At 71.0% G+C, this 24404-nt stretch carries 20 protein-coding genes; 16 read left to right on the forward strand and 4 right to left on the reverse strand.

Going from position 1 to position 24404, the window contains the following annotated elements; all coding sequences use genetic code 11:
- Window positions 1–116 precede the first annotated feature (116 nt).
- Together OU416_RS04810 and hrpA are read left to right on the forward strand one after the other, a co-directional pair.
- Window positions 117–1082, forward strand: coding sequence for a GbsR/MarR family transcriptional regulator (locus OU416_RS04810; RefSeq protein ID WP_270925592.1), 966 nt, complete (start codon window positions 117–119; stop codon window positions 1080–1082).
- A gap of 98 nt (window positions 1083–1180) precedes the next feature.
- A complete protein-coding gene (hrpA, locus tag OU416_RS04815; RefSeq protein WP_270925593.1) occupies window positions 1181–5122 on the forward strand; it encodes an ATP-dependent RNA helicase HrpA in 3942 nt (1313 codons plus the stop codon).
- Window positions 5123–5479: 357 nt separating this feature from the next.
- Here the strand turns inward: hrpA and OU416_RS04820 are convergent, their stop codons facing one another.
- Window positions 5480–6322, reverse strand: a complete 843-nt coding sequence (locus OU416_RS04820) for a DegV family protein (RefSeq protein WP_270925594.1) — start codon at window positions 6320–6322, stop codon at window positions 5480–5482.
- Between the two features lie 284 nt (window positions 6323–6606).
- Here OU416_RS04820 and OU416_RS04825 point away from each other — a divergent pair, with 284 nt between their 5' ends.
- On the forward strand, window positions 6607–7389 hold the full coding sequence (locus tag OU416_RS04825; protein WP_270925595.1) for an electron transfer flavoprotein subunit beta/FixA family protein: 783 nt from the start codon (window positions 6607–6609) through the stop codon (window positions 7387–7389).
- Between the two features lie 34 nt (window positions 7390–7423).
- A complete protein-coding gene (locus tag OU416_RS04830) occupies window positions 7424–8374 on the forward strand; it encodes an electron transfer flavoprotein subunit alpha/FixB family protein (RefSeq protein ID WP_270925596.1) in 951 nt (316 codons plus the stop codon).
- Between the two features lie 55 nt (window positions 8375–8429).
- On the opposite strand, the gene rnhA is transcribed toward OU416_RS04830, so the two are convergent.
- Window positions 8430–8888, reverse strand: a complete 459-nt coding sequence (gene rnhA, locus OU416_RS04835) for a ribonuclease HI (RefSeq protein ID WP_270925597.1) — start codon at window positions 8886–8888, stop codon at window positions 8430–8432.
- 233 nt (window positions 8889–9121) lie between these two features.
- Here rnhA and OU416_RS04840 point away from each other — a divergent pair, with 233 nt between their 5' ends.
- From OU416_RS04840 to mnmA, 6 genes are all read left to right on the forward strand, one after another.
- Window positions 9122–10342: a glycosyltransferase gene (locus OU416_RS04840; RefSeq protein ID WP_270925598.1), complete on the forward strand. Its 1221-nt coding sequence runs from the start codon at window positions 9122–9124 to the stop codon at window positions 10340–10342.
- A gap of 136 nt (window positions 10343–10478) precedes the next feature.
- Window positions 10479–11243 (forward strand): GNAT family N-acetyltransferase, encoded by a 765-nt coding sequence (locus OU416_RS04845; RefSeq protein ID WP_270925599.1) that lies wholly within the window; start codon window positions 10479–10481, stop codon window positions 11241–11243.
- Window positions 11244–11284: 41 nt separating this feature from the next.
- Window positions 11285–12079: a lysophospholipid acyltransferase family protein gene (locus OU416_RS04850; protein ID WP_270925600.1), complete on the forward strand. Its 795-nt coding sequence runs from the start codon at window positions 11285–11287 to the stop codon at window positions 12077–12079.
- A gap of 48 nt (window positions 12080–12127) precedes the next feature.
- Window positions 12128–13519, forward strand: a complete 1392-nt coding sequence (locus tag OU416_RS04855; RefSeq protein WP_270925601.1) for an MFS transporter — start codon at window positions 12128–12130, stop codon at window positions 13517–13519.
- A gap of 44 nt (window positions 13520–13563) precedes the next feature.
- Window positions 13564–14799: a cysteine desulfurase family protein gene (locus tag OU416_RS04860; protein WP_270925602.1), complete on the forward strand. Its 1236-nt coding sequence runs from the start codon at window positions 13564–13566 to the stop codon at window positions 14797–14799.
- Window positions 14800–14801: 2 nt separating this feature from the next.
- The gene (gene mnmA, locus OU416_RS04865; protein WP_270925603.1) at window positions 14802–15890 is read left to right on the forward strand and encodes a tRNA 2-thiouridine(34) synthase MnmA; all 1089 of its coding nucleotides are present in this window, start codon (window positions 14802–14804) and stop codon (window positions 15888–15890) included.
- 153 nt (window positions 15891–16043) lie between these two features.
- On the opposite strand, the gene OU416_RS04870 is transcribed toward mnmA, so the two are convergent.
- On the reverse strand, window positions 16044–16874 hold the full coding sequence (locus OU416_RS04870) for an alpha/beta fold hydrolase (RefSeq protein WP_270925604.1): 831 nt from the start codon (window positions 16872–16874) through the stop codon (window positions 16044–16046).
- On the reverse strand, window positions 16871–18151 hold the full coding sequence (locus tag OU416_RS04875) for an FAD-dependent monooxygenase (protein WP_270925605.1): 1281 nt from the start codon (window positions 18149–18151) through the stop codon (window positions 16871–16873). The genes OU416_RS04870 and OU416_RS04875 overlap by 4 nt, the downstream gene beginning before the upstream one ends.
- 140 nt (window positions 18152–18291) lie before the next feature.
- Between OU416_RS04875 and OU416_RS04880 the strand changes: the two genes are divergently transcribed.
- The 6 genes from OU416_RS04880 to OU416_RS04905 all read left to right on the forward strand — a co-directional run bounded on the left by OU416_RS04880 (window position 18292) and on the right by OU416_RS04905 (window position 24380).
- Entirely contained in the window at window positions 18292–18813 is a 522-nt protein-coding gene (locus tag OU416_RS04880; protein ID WP_270925606.1) for a TetR/AcrR family transcriptional regulator, read from the forward strand.
- 38 nt (window positions 18814–18851) lie between these two features.
- On the forward strand, window positions 18852–19631 hold the full coding sequence (locus OU416_RS04885) for an alpha/beta fold hydrolase (RefSeq protein ID WP_270925607.1): 780 nt from the start codon (window positions 18852–18854) through the stop codon (window positions 19629–19631).
- 32 nt (window positions 19632–19663) lie between these two features.
- A complete protein-coding gene (locus tag OU416_RS04890) occupies window positions 19664–21196 on the forward strand; it encodes a fatty acyl-CoA synthetase (protein ID WP_270925608.1) in 1533 nt (510 codons plus the stop codon).
- A 182-nt stretch (window positions 21197–21378) separates the two neighbouring features.
- Window positions 21379–22407 (forward strand): methionine synthase, encoded by a 1029-nt coding sequence (locus tag OU416_RS04895; protein WP_270925609.1) that lies wholly within the window; start codon window positions 21379–21381, stop codon window positions 22405–22407.
- A 236-nt stretch (window positions 22408–22643) separates the two neighbouring features.
- Entirely contained in the window at window positions 22644–23651 is a 1008-nt protein-coding gene (locus OU416_RS04900; RefSeq protein ID WP_270925610.1) for a DUF6461 domain-containing protein, read from the forward strand.
- Between the two features lie 51 nt (window positions 23652–23702).
- Window positions 23703–24380 (forward strand): hypothetical protein, encoded by a 678-nt coding sequence (locus tag OU416_RS04905; protein ID WP_270925611.1) that lies wholly within the window; start codon window positions 23703–23705, stop codon window positions 24378–24380.
- Window positions 24381–24404 lie beyond the last annotated feature (24 nt).

Consider the following 24404-nt stretch of genomic DNA (forward strand, 5'->3'; position numbering starts at 1 on the left):
GGGATTCGTTGCAATGAGATGGTGCCGAACGCAACCCCGGTTGAGCGGTCGTTGCAATGGGGTGTCGGTGATTGCAAACTGGGATCGATCATCGAGTCGAACGGAGGCGGGCGCGGATGCCAGGAGGCAGGCTGACCCAGCTGGACCGTCGGCGTATCGCAGCCGGGCTGGCGGAGCGCCTCGGGTACGCCGAGATCGCCCGGCAACTGGACAGGCCGACCTCCACCGTCAGCCGCGAAGTGGCGCGCAACGGCGGCCCCGACCGCTATCGAGCGGACTACGCCCACCTGGCCACCGAACACCGAGCGCGGCGGCGCAAGTCGGCGCGAACCCCGCACAATCCGGGTGAAACCGCTGCGCACGGGCGTGATCCCGAGGCAGTGCACGGCTTCGTGGAGCAGTTCGCCGCGCTGATGGTCCGGAGCGGACTGCCGAGGATGGCGGCCCGGGTGCTCGCCTGCCTGGTCACCACCGACTCCGGGGCGCTCACCTCCGCCGAACTGGTTCAGCGGCTGCGGGTCAGTCCGGCGTCGGTCTCCAAGGCCATCGGTTACCTCGAAGGACTGGAAGTGATCAGGCGGGAGCGTGACGCGCGGGCACGTCGCGAGCGGTACTGCATCGATGACGACGTGTGGCACCGCACCTGGCTGGTGAGCACTCGAAAGCAGGCCAGCTGGGCGGAGACGGCCGCGCGGGGAGCCGAGGTCTTCGGCACCGGCACGCCGGCCGGAGCCCGCCTGACCAGCATGGGCGGGTTCTTCGCGCGCGTTCGCGACAGCATGGCCGGTGACCGCGCGGACGGTGCGATCGGCGACGCCCGCACCGTGCTCGCCGCGCTCGTGCACGCGGACGATCCGCTCACCGCCGATGAGCTGGCCAAAGCGCTCGGCTGGCCGCTGGACCGGGTCTCCGGCGCCCTCCGGACGGCCGGAGAACACCCGGACATCAGCGATCCGGTCGTGCTCCGGAGCGCTGGGAGCGGTGCGTACGCGGTTGTGACCAGGGACGACCGGCTCAGTGCGGCGCAGCGCGAGGCGGTACGCCGTCTCAGCCAGGGCAGGCCTGGCACCGGGCACCGCTGATCGAGATCCCCGGGGCCGCTGGTGTGTTCGGCGTCCGGTGTGAGGTGGCGAAAATCAGCGGCAGGGGTGACGGTGCCTTCTCTATGCTTGTCCGGAGTATGGGTACGTCTGTGAAATCTCCGCTCGCTGATCTGCGGGACCGCTTGCCCGAGCTGATGCTGCACGACCAGCGTCGGCTGCGTCGCCGCATCGAGGGGGCGCGCAAGATCCGCGACCCCAAGGCCTTGCAGTCGGTCACCGAGGCGATCACCGCTGAGGTCGAGACCGCGGAGCTGCGCATCGAGAACCGGCGCGCCAACGTACCCGAGGTCCGCTATCCGGAGAACCTGCCGGTCAGCCAGCGCCGGGACGATCTGCTCGCCGCCATCCGCGATCACCAGGTGGTCATCGTCGCTGGTGAGACGGGCTCCGGTAAGACGACCCAGCTGCCCAAGATGTGCCTGGAGCTCGGCCGTGGCATCAAGGGCGTGATCGGGCACACCCAGCCCCGCAGGCTGGCGGCCCGCACCGTCGCCGAGCGGGTCGCCGAGGAAACCGGCACCGAGCTCGGCAGCGCGATCGGCTACCAGGTGCGGTTCACCGAACGCGCGGGCGAGGACACGCTGGTCAAGCTGATGACCGACGGCATCCTGCTCGCCGAGATCCAGCACGACCGGCTGCTGCGGCGCTACGACACGCTGATCATCGACGAGGCGCACGAGCGCAGCCTGAACATCGACTTCATCCTCGGCTACCTCAAGCAGCTGCTGCCGCGCCGACCCGACCTGAAGGTGATCATCACCTCCGCGACCATCGACCCGGAGCGCTTCTCCCGGCACTTCGACGACGCGCCGGTGGTCGAGGTCTCCGGCCGCACCTACCCCGTCGAGGTGCGCTACCGGCCGCTGCTGGACGACTCGGACGAGTCCGAGGACGTGGTGCGCGACCAGACGCAGGCGATCTGCGAGGCGGTGGACGAGCTCTGCGCGGAGGGGCCCGGCGACATCCTGGTCTTCCTCAGCGGTGAGCGGGAGATCCGGGACGCCGAGGACGCGCTGCGGCAGCAGAACCTGCGCAACACCGAGATCCTCCCGCTGTACGCGCGGCTGTCCGCCGCCGAGCAGCACCGCGTGTTCCAGCCGCACCCCGGCCGCCGGATCGTGCTGTCCACCAACGTGGCCGAGACGTCGCTGACGGTGCCGGGCATCAAGTACGTCATCGACCCGGGCACCGCGCGCATCTCCCGGTACAGCTTCCGCACCAAGGTGCAGCGGCTGCCGATCGAGCCGGTCTCGCAGGCCTCGGCCAACCAGCGCAAGGGCCGCTGCGGCCGGGTCTCCGAGGGCATCTGCATCCGGCTGTACTCCGAGGCGGACTTCCTGGCCCGCCCCGAGTTCACCGACCCGGAGATCCTGCGCACCCACCTGGCCTCGGTGATCCTGCAGATGACCTCCCTGGGGCTCGGCGAGATCGAGTCCTTCCCGTTCCTGGAGCCACCGGACCGCAGGCAGATCACCGACGGCGTCAACCTGCTGCAGGAGCTGGGCGCGCTGGACAGCGCGAAGACCGAGCTGCACAAGCGGCTCACCCCGGTCGGGCGCAAGCTCGCGCAGCTGCCCATCGACCCGCGGCTGGCCCGCATGGTGCTGGAAGCCGAGCGCAACGGCTGCCTGCGCGAGGTGCTGGTGGTCGTCGCGGCGCTGTCCATCCAGGATCCGCGCGAGCGACCGACCGACAAGCAGCAGACGGCCGACCAGAAGCACGCGCGCTTCGTGGACAAGGACGCCGAGTCCGACTTCATCACCTACCTCTCCATGTGGCGGTACCTGCGGACGCAGCAGAAGGAGCTGTCGTCCAACCAGTTCCGCAAGCTGTGCCGCGCGGACTTCCTCAACTACCTGCGGGTGCGCGAGTGGCAGGACCTCTACGGCCAGCTGCGGCAGATGGTCCGGTCGATGGGCATGACGCTCAACGACCAGGAGGCCGACGCGACGCGGATCCACCAGTCGGTGCTGGCCGGTCTGCTCTCGCACATCGGGCTCAAGGACGTCGAGAAGAAGTCCGGCCAGCCGGGCCGCGGCGCCAACGAGTACCAGGGCGCCCGCAACGCCAAGTTCGCCGTTTTCCCCGGTTCCTCGCTGTTCAAGAAGCCACCGCGCTGGGTGATGGCCGCCGAGCTGGTGGAGACCTCCCGGTTGTGGGCGCGCATCGTCGCGCGAGTCGAACCGGAGTGGGTGGAGCGGCTCGCGCAGCACCTGGTCAAGCGCAGCTACAGCGAACCGCACTGGGAGAAGGACCGGGCTGCCGTGGTGGCCACCGAGCGGGTCACCCTCTACGGCGTTCCGCTGGTGGTCGGCCGCAAGGTCAACTACGGCCGCATCGATCCGGAGCTCTGCCGCGAGCTGTTCGTCCGGCACGCGCTGGTCGAAGGCGACTGGGAGACCCGGCACGCGTTCTTCCGCGAGAACCGGGCGCTGCTCGACGAGGTCGAGGACCTGGAGGAGCGCGCGCGTCGGCGCGACATCCTGGTCGACGACGAGACCCTGTTCGAGTTCTACGACCAGCGCGTCGGCGCCGAGGTGGTCTCCGGCAGGCACTTCGACTCCTGGTGGAAGAAGGCGCGCGGCGAGCAGCCCGACCTGCTCAACTTCGAGAAGTCGATGCTGATCAACCAGCAGTCGGCGGCGGTCAGCGACCGGGACTACCCGGACACCTGGCCGCGGGGCGGACTCCGGTTGGCGCTGTCCTACCAGTTCGAGCCGGGTTCGGACGCCGACGGCGTGACCGCGCACATCCCGCTCCCGGTGCTCAACCAGGTCGACCCGAGCGGGTTCGACTGGCAGATCCCCGGGCTGCGCGAGGAGCTGGTCACCGCGCTGCTGAAGTCGCTGCCGAAGGCGCTGCGCCGGAACTTCGTGCCCGCTCCCGATTTCGCCAAGGCGGTGCTGTCCCGGATCGAGCCGATGACCGCTCCGCTGCTGGAGAGCCTGCAGCAGGGCCTCAAGCAGATGACCGGGGTCGCGGTGCCGGGCACCGAGTGGGACCTGGACAAGGTGCCGGACCACCTGAAGATGACCTTCCGGGTGGTGGACGGCAAGGGGCGCAAGCTCGCCGAGTCCAAGGACCTGGACGCGCTGAAGCGGAAGCTGAAGCCGAAGCTGCGCGCGGAGATCTCCGCTGCCGCCGACGACATCGAGCAGCGCGGCCTGCGCTCCTGGAGCTTCGGTGCGCTGCCGCGCACCTTCGAGCAGCAGCGGTCCGGGCACGCGGTGAAGGCCTATCCGGCGCTGGTCGACGATGGCGACAGCGTCGCGGTGCGCATGTTCGACACGCAGGAGGAGCAGCGCCGGGCGCTGTGGGACGGCACCCGCAGGCTCCTGCTGCTGAACCTGCCCTCGCCGGTGAAGTCCATCCAGCGCGGCATGAGCGGCACCACCCGACTGGTGCTGGGCGGCAGCCGGTACGGCGACCTCAACGCCGTGCTGGAGGACTGCGAGCGCTGCGCCGTCGACAAGCTGATGGCCGACAACGGCGGGCCGGTCTGGGACGAGGCGGCGTTCGCCGCGCTGCAGGACAAGGTCCGGGCGCAGCTGGGCGCGGTCACCGTCGACGCGATGTCCAAAGTGGAGCAGGTCCTGGTCGCGGCGCAGCGGGTCGAGTCCGCGCTCGCGGACCGGGCCAAGGTGCTGCCCGCCGAGTCCTACGCCGACATCCGGGCGCAGCTGGACGCGCTGCTGCACCCCGGCTTCGTGACCGCGGCCGGGTTCGCCCGGTTGCCCGACCTGGTGCGCTACCTGCGCGCGATCGAGCAGCGGCTGGACAAGCTCCAGTACCACCCGCAGCGCGACCGGGACTGGATGTACCAGGTGGACGAGGTCGAGGAGCGCTATCGGGACCTGCTGGCCGGGGTGCCGCAGGGGCGTTCCCCGAGCGAAGCCCTGCAGCACGTCGGCTGGATGATCGAGGAGCTGCGGGTGAGCCTGTTCGCGCAGGCGATCGGCACGGCGTACCCGGTGTCGGTCAAGCGCGTCCATCGCGCGATGGACAAGCTGTCGGCCTGAGGCGGTCAGCAGGCGCAGCACGGTGGTGGGCGACATGGGGTTCCTCCGGAAGATCGGTTTCGGGTGAGCGGTCGCGGCGCGGAAGCGGAATGTGATCGCTTCGCGCCGCCCCGAAATCGAGTATCCGGAGTCGAACGCCTGTTTGCATCACTCGATGGAGTGGGAACTTCCCGGAAATCGCCGGGAATTTGCTGAAATCCCTTCGGAATTAACCGGTTTCGCAATGCCGACCTGAACGGCGGGCGCCTTCAGGGCCTGGTTCGTGGCGCGGCTTCAGCCGTGTCCGCGCGAAATGGGCTCGCGGGCGAAAGGCGAGCAGCGCGGAGCCGTTGTCCGCGGGGGTGTTCGGCGGTGGGTTCAGGCGGGGGAGACCGTCACGCCGAGCGCGCCCGGTCCGGCGTGGGCGCCGAGTATCGCGCTCGTCTCCGCCACGGTGGCGCGGCGGATCTGGGGCAGCTGCGAGCGCAGCTCGTCGAGCACCTGCTTGGCGCGGTCGGCGAACTCGAAGTGCTCGACGCCGATGTCGACCGGGCTGTTGCCCGCCCGCTGGACCGCCGTGCTCACGGCCTTCTTGAGCGCGCGGTCGGTGCCGATTCCCTTGGCCTGCTGGTCGATGATGCCCTCCTTGAGGGCCAGCACCGGTTTGATCGACAGCGCTTGGCCGAGCCACGCCTGCGCCCGGCCGATCCGGCCGCCGCGCTGCAGGTATTCCAGCGTGTCGACGTAGAGCAGCTGCATCGTGCTGCGCAGGCGCCGGTCCAGCACGCTCATCACGCCCTGCGGAGTCGCGCCGGAGGCGGCGGCTTCGGCCGCGGCGATCACCGAGAAGCCGAGGCTGAGCCCGACCAGGCGTGAATCGACCACGTAGACCGGGATGCCGATCTCCGCTGCCGCGGTGCGCGCGGAGTCGCAGGTGCGGGACAGGCCTTCGGAGATGTGCACCGAGATGATCGCCTCGGCGCCGCCTGCCACCGCGTCGCTGTAGTTCCAGAAGAAGGCGGGCGCCGGCGGTTCCCCGGTCGCCACCGGGGTGCCCTCGCGCATCGCCTCCGCCAGCTGGGCGTGCGGCACCCGGCGTTCGTCGTTGTGCTCCTCGCCGACCTTCAGCTCCAGCTGGACGACGGAGATGCCCAGCTGATCGGCGACATCGAGTGGGATGGAAGCCGTCGAGTCGGTCACGATGGCGACGCGTTGCCTCATGCGGTTCAGGCTACTAAGCGGTAAACATTCTTCATATCTGCCCCGCGAAGGTGTCCGTATCATTCCGTTCGGATCGCGGCGGAAAAGGTGAGTACTGTCACGTGCGGGGCCCGGCCGAACCGCCGCTACCGGCCGGTAACATCACCGGTGGTTGGCATCACTGTGCTTTTCCACGAGGGGCATGGCAAGGTCAACCTACCCGGGCCGCACAGCGCCGGGTCCGCAAGCAAAGCCGCTGGAGGGCCAGCGAGCGCCGTCAGTCCGCAGGAGGTCGAAGAGGGCCCATGAACATCGTCGTCCTGGTCAAGCAGGTGCCCGACACGTATTCCGAGCGGAAGCTCAAGGATGCGGATCACACGTTGGACCGCGAATCGGCTGATGCGGTTTTGGATGAGATCAACGAGCGCGCGGTTGAGGAAGCGCTGTTGATCAAGGAGGCGCAGGGCGGTGAGGTGACCGTTCTGTGCATGGGCCCGGACCGCGCCACTGATGCGATCCGCAAGGCGCTGTCGATGGGTGCCGACAAGGCCGTGCACCTGTCCGATGAGGCGTTGGCGGGTTCGGATGCTCCGGCGACCGCTCGTGCGCTGGCGAAGGCGATCGGCACCGTCGAGGGTGTCGACCTGGTGATCGCGGGCAACGAGTCGACCGATGGCCGCGCGGGTGCGGTTCCGGCGATGGTGGCCGAGGTGCTGGGCTGGCCGCAGCTGACTTACGCGCGCAAGGTCACCACCGACGGCTCCAACGTGCAGATCGAGCGCGAGACCGACGCGGGTGTGTTCACCGTCGAGGCGGGGCTGCCCGCCGTGGTCAGCGTGACGGAGAAGATCAACGAGCCGCGGTACCCGTCGTTCAAGGGCATCATGGCCGCGAAGAAGAAGCCGGTCGCGGTGCTGTCGCTGGCCGATGCCGGGATCGACGCCGCTGAGGTCGGGCTGGCCAACGCCGCTTCGCAGGTCGTCGAGTCGGCGCCGAAGCCGCCGAAGTCCGGTGGTGTGAAGGTCACCGACGAGGGCGAGGGCGGCGTGCAGGTCGCGGAGTTCCTGGCCGGCGAGAAGCTGCTCTGAGTCGTTCACGGGTTTTCGAGGAGGCATAGTTTTCATGGCTGAGGTTCTGGTCCTCGTCGATCACGTGGACGGCGAGGTTAAGAAGGTCACCTACGAGCTGCTGACCGCGGCGCGCCGGATCGGTGAGCCGTCGGCGGTGGTGGTCGGCGAGCCGGGCACCGCGGGCAAGCTGTCGGAGTCGCTGGGCGCTTATGGTGCGGCGAAGGTGTACGCGGCGGAGTCGGCCGAGGTGGGCCAGTTCCTGGTGACGCCGCAGGTCGACGTGCTCGCCGCCCTGGTGGGCTCGGCGTCGCCGGCGGCGGTGCTGGTACCGGCGTCCATCGACGGCAAGGAGATCGCCGGGCGTCTGGCGATCCGGACCGGCTCCGGTCTGCTGTCGGAGGTCGTGGACCTGGACGCCGAGGGTGTCGGTGCGCACTCGCTGTTCGGTGGTACCTATGACGCGAAGGCCAAGGTCACCAAGGGTGTTCCGGTGATCACGGTGCTGCCGGGCAGCATCGAGGCCGAGCAGGCCGCGGGCGCGGCGGCGGTGGAGTCGGTGGAGGTTCCGGCCGCCTCGGGCGCGAAGATCACCGGTCGTCAGCCCGCGGAGGCGGGGGACCGTCCGGAGCTGACCGAGGCCAACATCGTGGTCTCCGGTGGCCGTGGTGTGGGTTCGGCGGAGTCGTTCGAGGTCGTGGAGAAGCTGGCTGACAGCCTGGGTGCTGCGGTGGGTGCTTCGCGTGCTGCGGTGGACTCGGGTTACTACCCGCACCAGTTCCAGGTCGGGCAGACCGGTAAGACGGTGTCGCCGCAGCTCTACATCGCGTTGGGCATCTCGGGTGCGATTCAGCACCGGGCGGGCATGCAGACCTCGAAGACGATCGTGGCGGTGAACAAGGACGCCGAGGCGCCGATCTTCGAGATCGCCGACTACGGCGTGGTGGGCGACCTGTTCAAGGTCGCACCGCAGCTCACCGAGGAGATCACCAAGCGCAAGGGCTGAGCCCAAGACGCGGAAGAGGGCGGGTCGCACCGAGGTGCGGCCCGCCCTTCGCGTTTCAGCCCTCCCGGGCCTCGTCGCGACCGCGGCAGGCGAGGCGGTCGGCGCGCTCGTTCTCGGGGTGGCCGTTGTGGCCCTTCACCCACTGCCACTGGACGTCGCCGTGGCGCGCGCACTCGGTGTCCAGGCGCTGCCACAGATCCGCGTTCTTGACCGGCTTCTTGGCCGAGGTCAGCCAGCCGTTGCGCTTCCAGCCGCGCATCCACTCGGTGATGCCCTTGAGCACGTAGGTGCTGTCGGTGTGGATGCGCACCGAGGGCATCGGGCGGGTCAGGGCGGCGAGGCCTTCGATCACCGCCATGAGCTCCATCTTGTTGTTCGTCGTAGCGGCGTCCTTGCCGTAGAGCTCGCGTTCGTGGTCGCCGTAGCGCAGCACGACGCCCCAGCCGCCCGGCCCGGGGTTCCCACTGCATGCGCCGTCGGTGTAGAGGTCGACGCGCTCGGTCGTTTGCTGCATGTCCCGGAATCTAGCCGTCGCCGGATCGGGCCGGAGCGGCGAGGCGGCGCGCATGTGACAGGAAGGTTCCCATGCTCGCAGCCTCTGGGCGGCAGGGAGGTTCCGCTGCTCGCGGGCCGCTGGATGACAGGAAGGTTCCCTTGCTCGCAGCCCGGCGCGCGGCGGGAAGGTTCCCCTGCCCGGCCGGGAAATCGGGTGCGCCGAGCCCGGGAGCGGTGGCATGCTCGAACGTCGTGCGGATCCTGTTCACGACTGCGCCCGGTTACGGGCTGACGTTCCCGATCGTCCCGTTGGTCTGGGCGGCCAGAGCCGCGGGGCACGAGGTGCTGGTGGCGACCACCGGTGAGATGGTCGACGCCGCGGCGCGGGCCGGGTTGCCGGTGGCCGACGTGCTGCCGGGGCACGACGTGTGGCAGGAGCTGATCCGCGCCACCGGCTCCCAGGAGCCGACACCGGAGTTCGAGCGGTTCCTCGCGGTGCGGGGGCTGACCGAGGCGTACGAGAAGCTGCCCAAGGACGCTGGCCCCTTCTCGCTGTTCACGTTGACGATGACGCAGGGCAGCATCGAGGTGGGCCGGGCGTTCGGCGCGGACCTCGTCGTGCACACCACCGACCACCCGACGGGCCGGTTGACCGCGGTCGCGCTGGGGGCGCCGGTGCTGGAGGTCGGCAACCGGGTGTCCTGGTCGTCGCGGGACGGGAGCTTCCGGACCGGGCGGAACTTCTACGACGACGATGAGCTGTCCCTGATGCTGCGGGCCCAGCTGGGCATCCCGGACGGGCCACCGGAGGTGATCGCGCGGATCGATCCGCGGCCGCCGAGCATGGGCGGGCTGGTCGGCGACGAACCGGACCAGGTCGACGGGCTGCTGTGGTGGCCGATGCGGTTCGTGCCGTTCAACGGTGGTTCGGCGGTGCCGGAGTGGGCGCTGCGGCGGCAGGACCGGCCGCGCATCGGTGTCACGCTGGGCACCGTGGTGCCGGTGATGTCCGGCACGAGCAGCCTGTCGGTGGTCGTCGAGGCGCTCGGCGACTTCGACGCGGACGTGGTGCTGGCGGGGCGCGAAGCGGATCTCGCCGATGTCGCTCCGCTGCCGGACAACGTGCGGGCGGTGGGTTTCCTGCCGCTGTCGGCGTTCCTGCCGACCAGTTCGCTGCTGGTGCACCACGGCGGGTCCGGGACCACGGCGGCCGCGCTGCACCACGGCGTTCCGCAGCTGGTGCTGCCCGCGTTCGCGGACAACCCGATGTCGGCCGAGCGGGTCGTGGACCGCGGCGTCGGGCTGTCCCACGATCCGACCACAGTGGACGTCGAGGTGGTGCGCGCCGCGGTCCGCAAGCTGCTGGAGGAACCTGCCTTCGGCGATGCTGCGCGCGAGGTGAGCGCGGAGATGGCGACCCAGCCGAGCCCGGCCTCGGTGCTGGAGCGCGCGTTGGCCGCCCTCCCCGGGTAACCCGCTCGTCCGGTTGTGCCGCAACCGGTCGTTCGGGGCAGTGTTCTCCTCCTGCACCAGGGATTCACCGAAAGTTCCTGCCCCGTGTCCTCGTCCGGAGTGTTGGGCGTTCGCCGCGCGGCGATACACCTTCGGCATGTCCGAGACGCAGCTGCTGGCCAGCGCCGCACCGAACGCGGCGGCCGACGTCCACTACTCGCTGCTGGTGGCCAGAGACTCCGACGAAGTGCACGCCGCGCAACGCCTGCGCTACCAGGTGTTCGCCGAGGAGATGGGGGCCACGGTCACCGGTCGGGAGTTCGGCGTCGACCGGGACTCCTTCGACGACCACTGCGACCACCTGATCGTCCGGGAGGACAACTCCGGGGCGGTCGTCGGGACCTACCGGATGCTTCCGCCGGGCCGGGCGGCGGAAGCCGGGATGCTCTATTCGGAAACCGAGTTCGACCTGTCCGCGCTGGCTCCGCTGCGTTCCTCGCTGGTGGAGACCGGCCGCTCGTGCGTGCACCCGGAGCACCGCAACGGGGCCGTGATCGGCCTGGTGTGGACGGGGATCGCGCGGTACATGCTGCTGCACGGGCACCGGATGCTCGCCGGCTGCGCGTCCGTGCCGCTCGACGACGGCGGTGTGCTGGCTTCGCACGTGTGGAACGCGGTGTCGGCGAAGCACTACGCGCCCGAGGAGCACCGCGTGCACCCGCACCGGCCTTGGGAGCCGATCGACGTCACCGGCCGCGCTCAGCTGCCGCCGCTGCTCAAGGGGTACCTGCGGTTGGGTGCGCAGGTGTGCGGGCGCCCGGCGCACGATCCGGACTTCGACGTCGCCGACTTCTTCGTGCTGCTGGATCTGGACCGCGCGGACCAGCGCTACCTGCGGTTCTTCCTGGGCGATGCGGCATGAACCACCCGTGGATGCCGGTTTCGCCGTGCGGTGACCAGTGCATGCCGCCGCGGGACCGCGATGACGAGGTCGGCCTGCTGCACCTGGTCCTGCGCCTGGGCGGGGTCGTCGGGCTGCTGCTCGGCGGGTGCGTGCTGGCGCTGGTGCTGCCGGTGCTGGGCCCGGTGCGGCGGCAGCAGGCGATGGTGGCGTGGTTCCGGGCGCTGCTGCGCGCCTTGGGCATCCGGATGGTGCTCGACGGCGGGATGACCGCTGGTGGTGCGCTGGTGGTGTGCAACCACGTGTCGTGGCTGGACATCGTCGCGCTGCAGGTGCTGTGCCCGATGCGGATGCTGGCCAAGGTCGAGGTCGGGTCGTGGCCGGTGCTGGGTTCGCTGGCCGGGCGGGCGGGCACGGTCTACATCGACCGCGAGCGGTTGTCGGCGCTGCCGGGCTCGGTGCGGACCATCGCCGACGAGCTGCGGGCCGGTGCGGTGATCGGCGCTTTCCCGGAGGGCACCACCTGGTGCGGTCGGGAGATCGGGACGTTCCGGCCGGCGGTCTTCCAGGCCGCGCTCGACGCCGGGGCGCGGATGCAGCCGGTGGCGCTGCGGTTCCGCGACCGGGCGGGCCGGTTCACCACGGCGGCGGCCTTCCTCGGGGAGACGACGCTGGTCAGCTCGGTGCTGGCGGTGGCCCGCACCCGCGGGCTGGTGGTCGAGGTGGTCGTGCTGCCTGAACTGCACGGCAGCGATCGCCGGGAGCTGGCCAGGCGGGCTCGGGAGTCGATCGCGACGGCCAGCGGGGCGACGTGCGGGCACCGCCTCGAACAGCCCGGGCACGACCTCGCCGCGTGAGCTCGACTGCGCTGAAGGGGGAGTCTTCCCAAGATCGCTGGACCTCCAGTGCGGTGGAGGGTGCAGGCTGGCCGGGTGGCCACTGCCGAGACATCTCGAAGTGTTCTGTGGAATCCGCGACGTCGCACCTTCACCGCGGGTCTGGTCCTGGTCATCACCCTCGTCGCCTTCGAGGCGATGGGACTGGGCACCGCGCTGCCCACGATCGTCGCCGAGTTCGGCGCGCAGCACTGGTACTCCTGGCCGTTCACCGTCTTCCTCGCCGCGAGCGCGATCGGGACGGTGATCGGCGGCCGCCTGTCCGACCGCCGCGGCCCGGCGGTGCCGCTGCTGCTGGCGCTGCCCACCTTCGCGGTCGGGCTGCTGGTCGCGGGCTTCGCGACGAACATGCTGGTCCTGCTGGTGGCTCGGGTGCTGCAGGGGCTGGCCGGTGGCGTGCTGATCGTCGCGCTGTACGTGATGATCGCCCGCGTCTTCCCGGAGGAGCACCGCCCGGCCGCGTTCGGCGCGCTGTCCTCGGCGTGGGTGGTGCCCGCGCTGGTCGGGCCGGTGGTGTCGGGCGCGCTGACCGAGCAGGCGAGCTGGCGGTGGGTCTTCCTCGGGCTGGCTCCGCTGGTGTGCATCGGCGCGGTGATGCTGGTGCCCACGGCGCGCCGGTTCGGTGCGCGCTCGGCGGATCCGCCGGTGCCGCGGCCCGGGTTGCCGCTGGCCGCGGTGGGTGCGGCCGGTGGTGTCGTGGCGTTGAACTGGGCGGCGCAGGACCCGTCGTGGAGCTCGTTGCTCGTCGGTCTGGTCGGGGTCGCGGCGCTGGTGCCCTCGCTGCGCCTGCTGCTGCCCAAGGGCACCTTGCGCGCCCGGCCGGGGATTCCGCGGATGGTGCTCTCGCGGGGATTGCTCTCCGGCCTGTTCTTCACCGCGCAGGCGTTCGTCCCCTTGGCGTTGACCGTGGTGCACCACTACTCGCCGACGACCGCGGGCGTGCCGTTGACGGTGGGCTCGGTCGGTTGGACCGCCGGGGCGCTGTGGCAGAGCAGGCAGCGGGACCTCCGTCGCGAGCGCGTGGTGGCGGCCGGGTTCGCGCTGGTCGGCACCGGCATCGCCGGGCTCGCGCTGAGCCTGCCCGCGTGGGGCCCGCACGGGCTGGTCTTCGCGTGCTGGTTCGTCGCCGGTTGCGGGATGGGCATCGGGGTGACCAGCACCTCGGTGCGGGTGCTGTCGCTGTCGGCGGAGGGCGAGCGCGGGTTCAACTCGGCCGCGCTGCAGATCTCGGACATGCTCGGCCAGGCCGCGCTGGTCGGCCTGGGCGGCGTGGTGGTCGCCGCGCTCGCCACCTCGGCGAGCCCGGCGAGGGGTGTCGCGCCGCTGGACCTGGCGCTGCTGGTGGCGGCGCTGCTGACGGCGTTGGCGCTGGTGCGCGCGACTCGCAACCGGACGTCCTGACCAGCGGCTTCCGCTCGGTCGGCCTGCATTACCCTGGATGAGCGATGACCTACCTCGACCACGCTGCCACCACACCCATGCGGCCAGGGGCAGTCGCTGCGCTCAGCGAGGCGTTGACCCGGATCGGCAACGCCTCGTCGCTGCACACCTCGGGCCGCCGGGCGCGGCGCGCGGTGGAGGAGTCGCGGGAGGACATCGCGGACGCGCTGGGTGCCCGGCCGTCCGAGGTGCTGTTCACCGCGGGCGGGACCGAGAGCGACAACCTGGCGGTCAAGGGGATCTTCTGGGCCCGCCGGGCCGAGGACCCGGCGCGCCGCCGCATCCTGGCCTCGATGGTGGAGCACCACGCGGTGCTCGACGCCCTCGAATGGCTGGCCGAGCACGAGGGCGCCGAGATCACCTGGCTGAGCGTCGACGAGCACGGGCGGGTGCGCCCGGAGGTGTTCGAGGCGGCGCTGGCGGAGAACCCGGGCGACGTGGCGCTGGCCACGGTCATGTGGGCGAACAACGAGGTCGGCACGGTCAACCCGGTCGCGGAGCTGGCCGTCGTCGCCCAGCGCCACGGGGTGCCGCTGCACACCGATGCGGTGCAGGCCATCGACACCCTGCCGGTGGATTTCGCCGCTTCGGGAACGTCCGCGCTGACCATGACCGGGCACAAGGTCGGCGGCCCGTACGGGGTGGGCGTGCTGCTGCTGGGGCGGGACGTCAAGTGCACGCCGGTGCTGCACGGCGGCGGTCAGGAGCGCGAAGTGCGCTCCGGCACGCTCGACACCCCTGGTGTGCTGGGGCTGGCCGCTGCGGTCCGGGAGGCCGTCAACGCTCGCGAGTCGCACGCGCCGAAGCTGGCCGCGCTGCGTGAGGAGCTGATCAGCGGAGTGCGTCGCGAGGTTCCGGACGTGCTGCTCAACGGTGATCCCGGGGACGGCGTCGTCGGCGGTGGGCCTTCGCGGCTGCCCGGCAACGCGCACTTCACCTTCCCGGGCTGCGAGGGCGACAGCCTGCTGATGCTGCTGGACGCCAAGGGCATCGAGTGCTCCACGGGGTCGGCGTGCACCGCCGGGGTCTCCCAGCCCAGCCACGTGCTGCTGGCGATGGGTGCGGAGCCGGAGGCCGCGCGGGGTTCGCTGCGCTTCTCGCTGGGGCACACCTCGACGGCGGCCGATGTACAGGCACTCACCGAGGCCATCGGGCCGGTGGTGCGACGAGCGCGTAGCGCCGGTCTGGCCGGGTTGCGCCGATCTTCGGCGGGGCGAACGGCCACCGCCACGGAGGTGTGAGCGTGCGAGTACTGGCAGCCATGAGCGGTGGGGTGGACTCCGCGGTCGCCGCGGCGCGCGCGGTGCAGGCCGGGCACGACGTCGTCGGGGTGCACCTGGCGCTGTCGGCCAAGCCCGGCACGCTGCGCACCGGCGCCCGCGGGTGCTGCACGATCGAGGACTCCCACGACGCGCGCCGCGCCGCGGACCTGCTGGGCATCCCGTTCTACGTGTGGGACTTCGCGGAGCGGTTCACCGAGGAGGTCATCGAGACCTTCGTCGGCGAGTACGCCGCGGGACGCACCCCGAACCCGTGCCTGACCTGCAACGAGAAGATCAAGTTCGAGGCGCTGCTGGACAAGGCGATGGCGCTGGGCTTCGACGCGGTCTGCACCGGCCACTACGCCCGGCTGTCCATCGTGGACGGTGTGCCGGAGCTGCGGCGCAGCCGCGACGAGGGCAAGGACCAGTCCTACGTGCTGGCCTCGCTGACCGCCGAGCAGCTGCGGCACTCGATGTTCCCGCTCGGCGACTCGCTGAAGTCCGAGGTGCGGGCGGAGGCCGCCGAGCGCGATCTGGCGGTGGCCAAGAAGCCGGACAGCCACGACATCTGCTTCATCCCGGACGGCGACACCCGCAAGTTCCTGGAGGGCAAGCTCGGCCAGACGCCGGGCAAGCTGGTCGACGCCGACACCGGCGCGGTGCTCGGCGAGCACACCGGGGTGCACGGGTTCACCATCGGTCAGCGCAAGGGCCTCGGCATCGACGCCCCGGCCGCCGACGGCCGCCCGCGCTACGTGCTGTCGCTGGAACCGGTGTCCGGCACCGTGAAGGTCGGCGCGGCGGAGCGGCTGTCGGTGACCGAGATCGACGCCAAGCGCCCGATCTGGCCGTCCGAGCAGCCGCTGCCCGGTCCGGTGGAGTGCGTGATCCAGGTCCGCGCGCACGGCGGCACCGCGGAGGCGGTCGCCGAGGCCGACGGCGACGGCATCCACGTCCAGCTCCGCCAGCCGCTGCGCGGCGTGGCGCCGGGCCAGGCGATCGTCCTGTACCGACCGGACGCAGCCGGTGACCTGGTGCTGGGCTCCGGGATCATCGCCGCGACCCGTTGAGATGGCTTGATTCCAGGCTCGTTTTGCGTGGCGGTGCGAGTTGCGGGGGTGGGTTAAGCGCTGCGCGCTTGCGGCAGCTCGTGCTGTTGTGCGCTGCTCCTCGCGGTTGCGGCACGTAGAACGAATCGATCGTCTGGGCGGCAGCCCGTGAGTTCAGGTCGCGATGAGGTCGGCGAGTTGGCCGGGCTGTCCTTCCGTGATCAGATGACCTGCTGACGGGAGCACGCTGAGCGGCAGGCCCAGGGTGCGCCGCGTGGCAGCGGCCAGGGGACGGCTGGGGAAGTAGCGGTCGTGGTCGCCGACGGCGACGATCCGGTCCACCGCCCGGTCGGCCACCAGGGCCGGGGCGGGGTCCAGGCTCGATCGGGCGTGCCGGGCGATCAGCGTCATCCACTCCACCAGCTCCGGCCGGGGGAGGTCGCCCGGTGCGAGCATCGTGGCGAGCAGCCGGGCGCTGTCGGCCGGGCGGCGGCGGAGCAGCCAGGTCGAGGACGCCGCGAGGATGCCGGGTGTGATCCGCGCGCGGACCAAGCCGCCGGGCGACAGCAGCACCTGCCGCGATACCAGCGGTGATGCCGTGGCCAGCGCGATCGCCGCGCCCAGCGAATGGCCGACGAGGACGACCGGGGATTCGGAGACCTGGTCGATCACCTCCGCCAGCCACCGCCCGTACCAGGAATGCCGTTGCGGTGCGGGGATCCGCCGACCGTCGCTGAGGCCCGGTTGGCCGGGGAGGTCGACCACGACCACGCGGCACCGCTCGGCGAGCGCGGTCGCCAGCGGCAGGCAGGCGGCCGCGCAGAAGTTGGTCCCGGGCACGAACACCGCGGTCTGGGCTCCGGTGCCCGCGGTGACCAGGTGCGTTGAGGCGCCGGTGACCGAGATCAGCTGGCGTTGGTGCGGCACGGGCCATGCGTCGAGCTGGTCGGCGCACCACCGCTGGATCGCCTTCCGGCCCTGTTCGCCGCGGTAGATGCGGGTCATGCCGCGGGGCCTGGCAGGTCGATCGCGTTGGCCGCCCGTTCCAGGTTCTTGGACAGGCCCGCGGTGGTCGGCAGGTGGTGCATCAGGCGGAACATCTGGTTGCGCAGCCACAGGCCGGTGCTGGTCTTCGGGATGAGCATCCTCCCGCCGTCGTTGACGAACTGCTGGTTCTGCGTCACGAAGTTCCGCATCCGGTGTTCGTAGCCGCGGAACGCCGCGCGGTGGTCGCCGTTGGCCGCGTGCAGTTCGCGCGCCAGCACGTAGGCGCCGACCAGCGCCAGGCTGGAGCCCTGGCCGGACAACGGGGACGGGCCGTACCCCGCGTCGCCGACCAGCGCCACGCGACCGCGGGTCCAGCTGTCCATCCGGATCTGGGTGATCGAGTCGAAGTAGAGGTCCGGCGCGCTGCGGGCGGCTTCGAGCAGCTGCGGCACGATCCAGCGCTCGTTGCGGAACGCCTTGTCCAGCAGCGCGAGCTGGGTGCCCGGGTCGCGGTGGTCGAAGCGCAGCCGCGGGGACGCGAAGGCGAGAATCGCCTTCGCGCCGCGGTCGGCCTTCGACCGGTACAGACCGGCGAGCCTGCCGGGCGTGTTGTGCAGCACGGCCCAGCGGTCCAGGTCGAGGAAGTTCTCCGTGCTGAAGATCGAGATGTGGTAGCCCAGGTAGCGGGTGAAGCCCGACTCCGGGCCGAACACCAGGTCCCGGACGTTGGAGTGCAGCCCGTCCGCGCCGATCACGAGGTCGAACTCGCGGGGCTCGGCCCGCTCGAACGTCACGCGGACCGCGTCGGCGTCCTGCTCGATCGCCGCGATGGAGTCGCTGAAGAGGTGCTCGACGCCATCTGTTCGTTCGTGCAGGATCCGGCCCAGCGTGCCGCGCATGATCTCGACGTCACCGGGGCTGTTCATCAGCTCGCCCGTGCGCACGTCGGCCAGCGGGCGGCTGCGGGGGCCGAGGACGGTTATGCCCCGCATACCGGTGCAGGCCTCCCGGATCTGGGGCAGGACGCCCATCCGCTCGGCGACGGTGATCGCTGCACCGCGCACGTCGATCGCGTAGCCACCGTCGCGGATCTCGGGCGCCCGCTCCACGACCGTCGGGTGGAAGCCGTGTTCGCGCAGCCAGAACGCCAGCGCCGGCCCGGCGATGCTGGCTCCGGAGATCAGGACGGTGCCGCCTCTCCGGGATTTTGCTGTCCCGCCTCTCCGGGATTTTTCAGTGGTGGTTGCGTTCGGCGTTGTTCTCGCGTTGTGCGGTTTCTTGTGGCTGGGTTGCATCACGGTCCCCTGAGGTGCGGTTGGGCAGGACTCCGGTTGAGACAAGGGGGCGTCTGAGGCCACGGTAGACCTATTGCTTACCGGTCGGCAAGTAACTTACCGGTCGGCAAGCACTAGGATCCTCGGTGAGGAGGACGCCGATGCCGAGGACACGGGTCGACACCAGCGCGGAGATCCGCGCGGTCGCCGCCGAGCTGTTCGCCCAGCAGGGGGTCGAGAAGACCAGCCTGCGCGAGGTCGCCGAGCAGCTCGGCATCACCAAAGCGGCGCTGTACTACCACTTTCCGTCCAAAGCGGACCTGGTGCGCGGCATCGTGCAACCGCTGCTCGACGACGTGGAGACGCTGCTGGCCGAGAGCGAGGGCAGCGATGCGACGCGATTCCTGACCGACTACTTCGACGCGGTGCTGCGCCATCGGCGGGTGCTCCAGCTGGTCATCCGGGACGTGGGGGCGTTGGCGCAGCTCGGTCTGGTGGAGCAGATGCTCAACTGGCGCGAGCGGATCTACCACGTGCTGGTGAGCGCCGACGCCACGCCCGCGCAGATCGCCAAGGCGACGGTCGCGATCGGCGGGCTGCAGGACTGCGCGCTCACCGAAGGTCCGGTGGAGGACTTCCGCGACGCGGCGCTCGCGGCGGCGATCGCCGCGCTGCGCAGCTGAGCTTGCCTCGTCGCCAGCGGTGACGACATGATCACCGCATGATTCACGTGACCGAGCGGGGAGATGGCGAGCGCGCGGTGTTCGTGCACGGCTCGGGTTCCTGGGCGACGCACGACGCGTTCGGCTTCGGTGCGCAGCTCCCGCTCGCCGAGGACTTCCGGATCGTGCTGCCGGATCGGCGCGGCTACGGCGGCAGCCCGGACGTCGAGCGCAGCGACTACGCGCAGGACGCCGAGGACATCGCGGAATTGCTCGACGGCGGCGCGCATCTCGTCGGGCACTCCTCGGGCGGTGTGGTCGCGATGCTCGCGGCGACGCTCGCTCCCGGCTCTGTGCGGTCGTTGACGCTGATCGAGCCCGCGTGCTTTCAAGTCGCTGCGGACGCGCCACTGGTTGCTGCGGCTCTAGAGCGCAACCGGACAGCTGTCGCGTCGGTGCCACCGGATCTCCCGGACGCCGATCTGGTGCGCCTCAACTTCGAGTCGGTCGGCTTCGAAGCACCCGAGCCCACCCCGGAACTGGCGCGCGCCACGCGGACCGCGCTGAACGAGTTCCCGGCCTGGGAGGCGCAGATCCCGCTCGACCGCCTCGGTGCGTTCCCGAAGCTGGTGGTCACCGGTACCTGGGAGAACGCGCCGCAGGCCTACCGGGAGCACGGCGGCGAGCCGATCATGCAATGCGCTCAGGTCACCGCCGAACGCATCGGTGCGGAGCTGCTGCGGGTGGACGATGCGTCGCACTGGCCGCACAGCCAGCGCGCGGACGTCGTCAATGCGGCGCTGCGCGAGTTCTGGAAAGCAGGTGCGTTGCGCGGTTAGTGTCTGGGACCACCCGCGCCGATGGAGGCCCCATGTCCGATCTTCGCGCCAGCACCGTTGCCGATGTCCTGCGTCGCAGCGCCGCACGGGTTCCGGACCGGGTCGCGCTCCGGTTCGTCGACGGCGCCGGGCGGGAGTCGGAGTGGACCTACGCCGAGCTCGACGACGCGGTCAGCCGCGCCGCAGGAGTGCTGCTGGCCGCGGGCGCGAGCAAGGGCGACCGGATCGCGGCCTACGGCAAGAACTCCGACGCCTACCTGATCGGGTTCCTCGCCTGCGCGCGGGCGGGGCTGGTGCACGTGCCGATCAACTACAACCTGACCTCCGGCGAACTCTCCTACCTGCTGGCGCAATCGGAGAGCCGCATCGCGCTGGTCGACCCCGCGCTGGTGGGCGAACTCGACCGGGTCCGGGCCGGAACCCAGGTGCAGCGCGTGATCCCGCTGCGCGGCGACGAGGATTCGCTGCTGGCGCAATGCTCTGGAGGACCTGTTCCGGAACTCGACGTGGAGGTCTCCGACGACGACCTGGTGCAGCTGCTCTACACCTCGGGCACGACGTCGCTGCCCAAGGGCGCGATGATGACGCACCGCGCGCTGCTGCACGAATACCTGTCCTGCCTGGCGGCGCTGGACTTCGCCGAGGACGACCGGCCGCTGCACGTGATGCCGCTGTACCACTCCGCGCAGATGCACGTGTTCCTGCTGCCGAACCTGATGATCGGGGCCACCAACCGGCTGCTGGAGGTGCTGGAACCGGGCGAGGTGCTGCGGCGGATCGAGGCCGAGCGGATCAGTTCGTTCTTCGCCGCGCCGACCGTCTGGGTCGCGCTGGCCAATCACGCCGATTTCGCCGAGCGCGACCTGGATTCGCTGCGCAAGGCCTACTACGGTGCCTCGATCATGCCCGGTCCGGTGCTGCGGCGGCTGCGCGATCGGCTGCCCGGACTCGGCTTCTACAACTGCTTCGGGCAGTCCGAGATCGCGCCGCTGGCCACCGTGCTGCGACCCGAGGAGCACGACGAGCGGCCGGATTCGGCCGGGCGGCCGGTGCTGTTCGTGGAGGCCAAGGTCGTCGACGAGCAGGGCGCGGAGGTCGCGCCGGGGGAGTCGGGCGAGATCGTCTACCGGTCGCCGCAGCTGTGCACCGGGTACTGGAACAAGCCCGCGGAGACCGCCGAGGCCTTCCGCGGCGGCTGGTTCCACTCCGGTGACCTGGTGCGCCGCGACGAGGCCGGGTACGTCTTCGTGGTGGACCGGATCAAGGACGTGATCAACACCGGTGGAGTGCTGGTCGCCTCCCGCGAGGTGGAGGACGTGCTCTACGCCCACCCGGCGGTGGCCGAGGTGGCGGTGGTCGCGGTGCCCGATCCGAAGTGGATCGAGCGGATCGCCGCGGTGGTGGTGGCCAAGGCCGAGGTGACCGAGGCGGAACTGGTCGCGCACGCCCGCGGGCAGCTGGCCGGGTTCAAGGTGCCCAAGGAGATCCACTTCCTCGACGACCTGCCGCGCAACAGCTCCGGCAAGCTCCTCAAACGCGTCCTCCGCGACCAGCTCGCCCATTGAGGTCCGTTTCCCCTGTTCAGTGCCCGTGAGTGGTTTGTGGGGCTATAGCACCCCAAAGCACTCACGGGTCACGACCAGCAGAAACGGAGCCGAGGAGGGCGAAATCGCCGCGCCCCGAGGTCTTGCCGCCGCGGTCTGCCGCCCGGTCGCCCGCGCGGGCGCGGGCTGTCGATAATGGCGGGGTGACTGACGCAGCTTGGGGTCCGGGGATCGCCACCGCCATCGGGTCGATGCCCGGCACGGATCCGGTGGAGACCGCGCGCACCGTGGTCGGGGAGCTGCCCGACCTGGCGCCGTTCCCGGAACTGCCGGGCCGCGGCGTCGGCGCCGACGTCCTGGGCCGGACCGCCGGTCTGCTGGTGGACCTGGCGGTCGAAGTGGTGCCCTCCGGCTACCGGGTCGCGGGCCGCCCGGGCCGGGACCAGCAGCGCGCGGTCGACCTGCTGCGCTGGGACCTGGACGCGGTGGAGCAGGCGGTCGCCGAGAAGGGCGCACCGCGCGCGGTGAAGGTGCAGGCAGCTGGCCCGTGGACGCTCGCGGCGGGCATCGAACTGCACCGGGGGCACCGGGTGCTCACCGACCACGGCGCGCTGCGCGACTTCACCGCGTCGCTGACCGAAGGGCTGCGCGAGCACGTGGCGCAGGTCGCCGCGCGGACCGGCTCCCGCGTTGTCGTGCAGCTCGACGAGCCGATGCTTCCCATGGTGCTGGCGGGCGCCCTGCCCACGCCGTCCGGCTACGGCAAGGTCCCGGCCGTTCCAGCGCCCGAAGTGCAGAGCCTGCTCGGCGAAGTGATCGAAGAACTCGGCGCGGCAACGGATTCGCCGGTGATCGTGCACTGCTGCGCCCGCCGCCCACCGGTAGCGCTGCTGCGCCGCGCGGGTGCGGGTGCGATCGCGCTGGACGCCACCGGGCTCGGCGACGTCACCGGTGAACTGGCCGACGAACTCGGCGAGGCGTGGGAAGAAGGAACCACGCTGTTCCTCGGCCTGGTCCCCAGCACCCAACCGGTGCAAGACGCGCTGCGCGCTTTCGCGCAGCCCGCGTTCGACCTCGCCTCCCGCCTCGGTTTCGCCCGCAAGGCCCTCGCCGAGCGCAGCGTCCCGACCCCGACCTGCGGCCTCGCCGGCGCGACCCCGGCGTGGTCCCGCCGCGCGATCAACCTCACCCGAGACCTGGCGAAGCTCTTCGCCGACGAAGCCGCGCAGTAGCGAAGCCGCAGAGCTGAGCCTGGTTGCGTTGAAGTCCTGCGCGGGGACGGCCGCACCGCCGCCGCGCAGGACGTCCTGCCGTCCCGGGTTCGACCATCGACTTGATCCGAGTGGCGCAATTGACGTCACCGGGTGGAGTCCTCTGTGGACTTCGGTGGGTGATCGGTGGGCAGGAGTTGCTGAGTCTTTTTCCGATTCGGCGGTGAGGGCCTTCGTACGCTGGTAGGAAGGGGGTCGTGGGCAGCTACTGCGTCAGCGAGATCGAGCGCGCCGGGTGGGTTCGGCGCAGCATCATCCAGGAAGCGGCGTGCCTTACTTTCGTGCGCGGTGGCAATCTCGACCAGGTGGCCGAGGCGTTCGGGGCGATCGTCGCGTGCGATCGGGAGCTCGACGTCGACGAGTTCTGCGAGGAGGCCTTCGCCAACCAGGAGAAGCACCCGATGATCGCGCTCAAGCAGCTCGGCGACTGGGTGCTGGTCGTCGAGGACGGCGGTCACCAGGGACGGCGGCCCGAGGTGCTGCGGCGAGCCGCGGAGACCGAGGCCGTCTCGGCGTTCTGGGACGGCAGCGGCCTGACCCGCTTCTCGCACGCCGTCCACGGGCAGGTGAGCACCGCGTTCGAGGCGGTGCTGCCGGAGATCCGGGAGGGCACCGATCCCGACGCGCTGGAACAGCTGCGCGCTGATCTGCCCTGGTCTCAGGCCGATCCGGTGGCGCTGGTGCTGGCGCTGGCCGGGCGGATCACCGGGTTGCCGCCGAGCCCCGGCTGGCTGGCCGGACGGCTCCGCACCTTCCCCGTTGCACCGTGGCCGGACGACCTGGTCGCGGTGCCCGATCCGCTGGAGCACGTCGCCGGGTACCCGGTGGAGCTGATCTCCGCGCTGCGCTCGGCCGGCGACCGGCCGCTGCGGCAGGCCGCGGCAGCCGTCGCCCGGCAGGTGATCGTGACCGCCGACTGCGTCGACCACCCCGTGCTGCGCCGCACCGCGTGCTCCTTGAGCACCGGAGCCCCGGTCGACCACGGCGAGCTCACCGCCGCGGTGCGGGAGCTGTCCTGGCAGAGCGTCCGCAGCCGGCCGTGCAGCAAGATCCGCGCGCACCTGCGGGCCGCGGAGGCGGTGCGGCTGGCCACCCACGGTGACCCGCTGACCGCGCTGACCGGGGTGCTGGGCGCGGCGCGGCAGGTGCGCGGCCTGGAGATCGGCGAGCTGGCGGGCATCGTCGCCGCCGAGCTGGCGGGGTGAGTCCGCCCGTTCGCCCGCGGGCCGGACGGCGCGACCGGCACAATGGGGAGCATGTTCAGGTTCCGCCGCCGCCGTGCCGCTGAAGAGACCGCAGCCGAACCGGTCGACGTGCCCGCCGAGGCGGCCGCTCGCGCCGAGGTGTTCTGGCAGCGGTGGGACGACCTGCTGCCCGAGCTCGCCTCCGCGCTCGGCGACAGCGAGCCGCAGCGCGTCGAGAACCTGGTGGCCGACATGGTCGCCTCGGTGCACCCGAACCTGACCTTCGCCATCGAGCACGGCGAGAAGGCCGTGTACGCGCTGGTGCTCAGCGGCCAGGCCGACCCCGAGCTGCGGCCCTACACCGATGCCTGGATCGCCGCGGCCCCGCAGCAGGACACGCTGTGGGAGTACCACGACTCGGTGCCGCCGGTGCCGGACCCCACCGAGGTCACGGTGAACCTCCGCGGCGAGAAGTACCCGCTCGGCGAGGTGCGGGTGGCCGCGCAGGTCGACGAGGCCGAAGGCGTGGTCGACGTGGCCGTCTACCACCCCGGGTTCGGGGCCCTGGAGGACAAGGCGCGGCAGGCGCTGACCTTCCTGCCGCTGGACGCGACCCTCGGCGAGCGCCTGGCGGCCGACCGCCTGGGCCGGGTGGAGACCGCGGAGCGGGAACCGGAAGGCGCGATCGGCCTGCTGGAACTCCGCGAACTGGTCCGCGACCTGGACCGCACCACCACCCAGGAGCCCTGACCGCTCCGGGGCGGTGTCAATTTC

The organism is Saccharopolyspora indica (assembly GCF_027853965.1).
Classification (GTDB): domain Bacteria; phylum Actinomycetota; class Actinomycetes; order Mycobacteriales; family Pseudonocardiaceae; genus Saccharopolyspora; species Saccharopolyspora indica.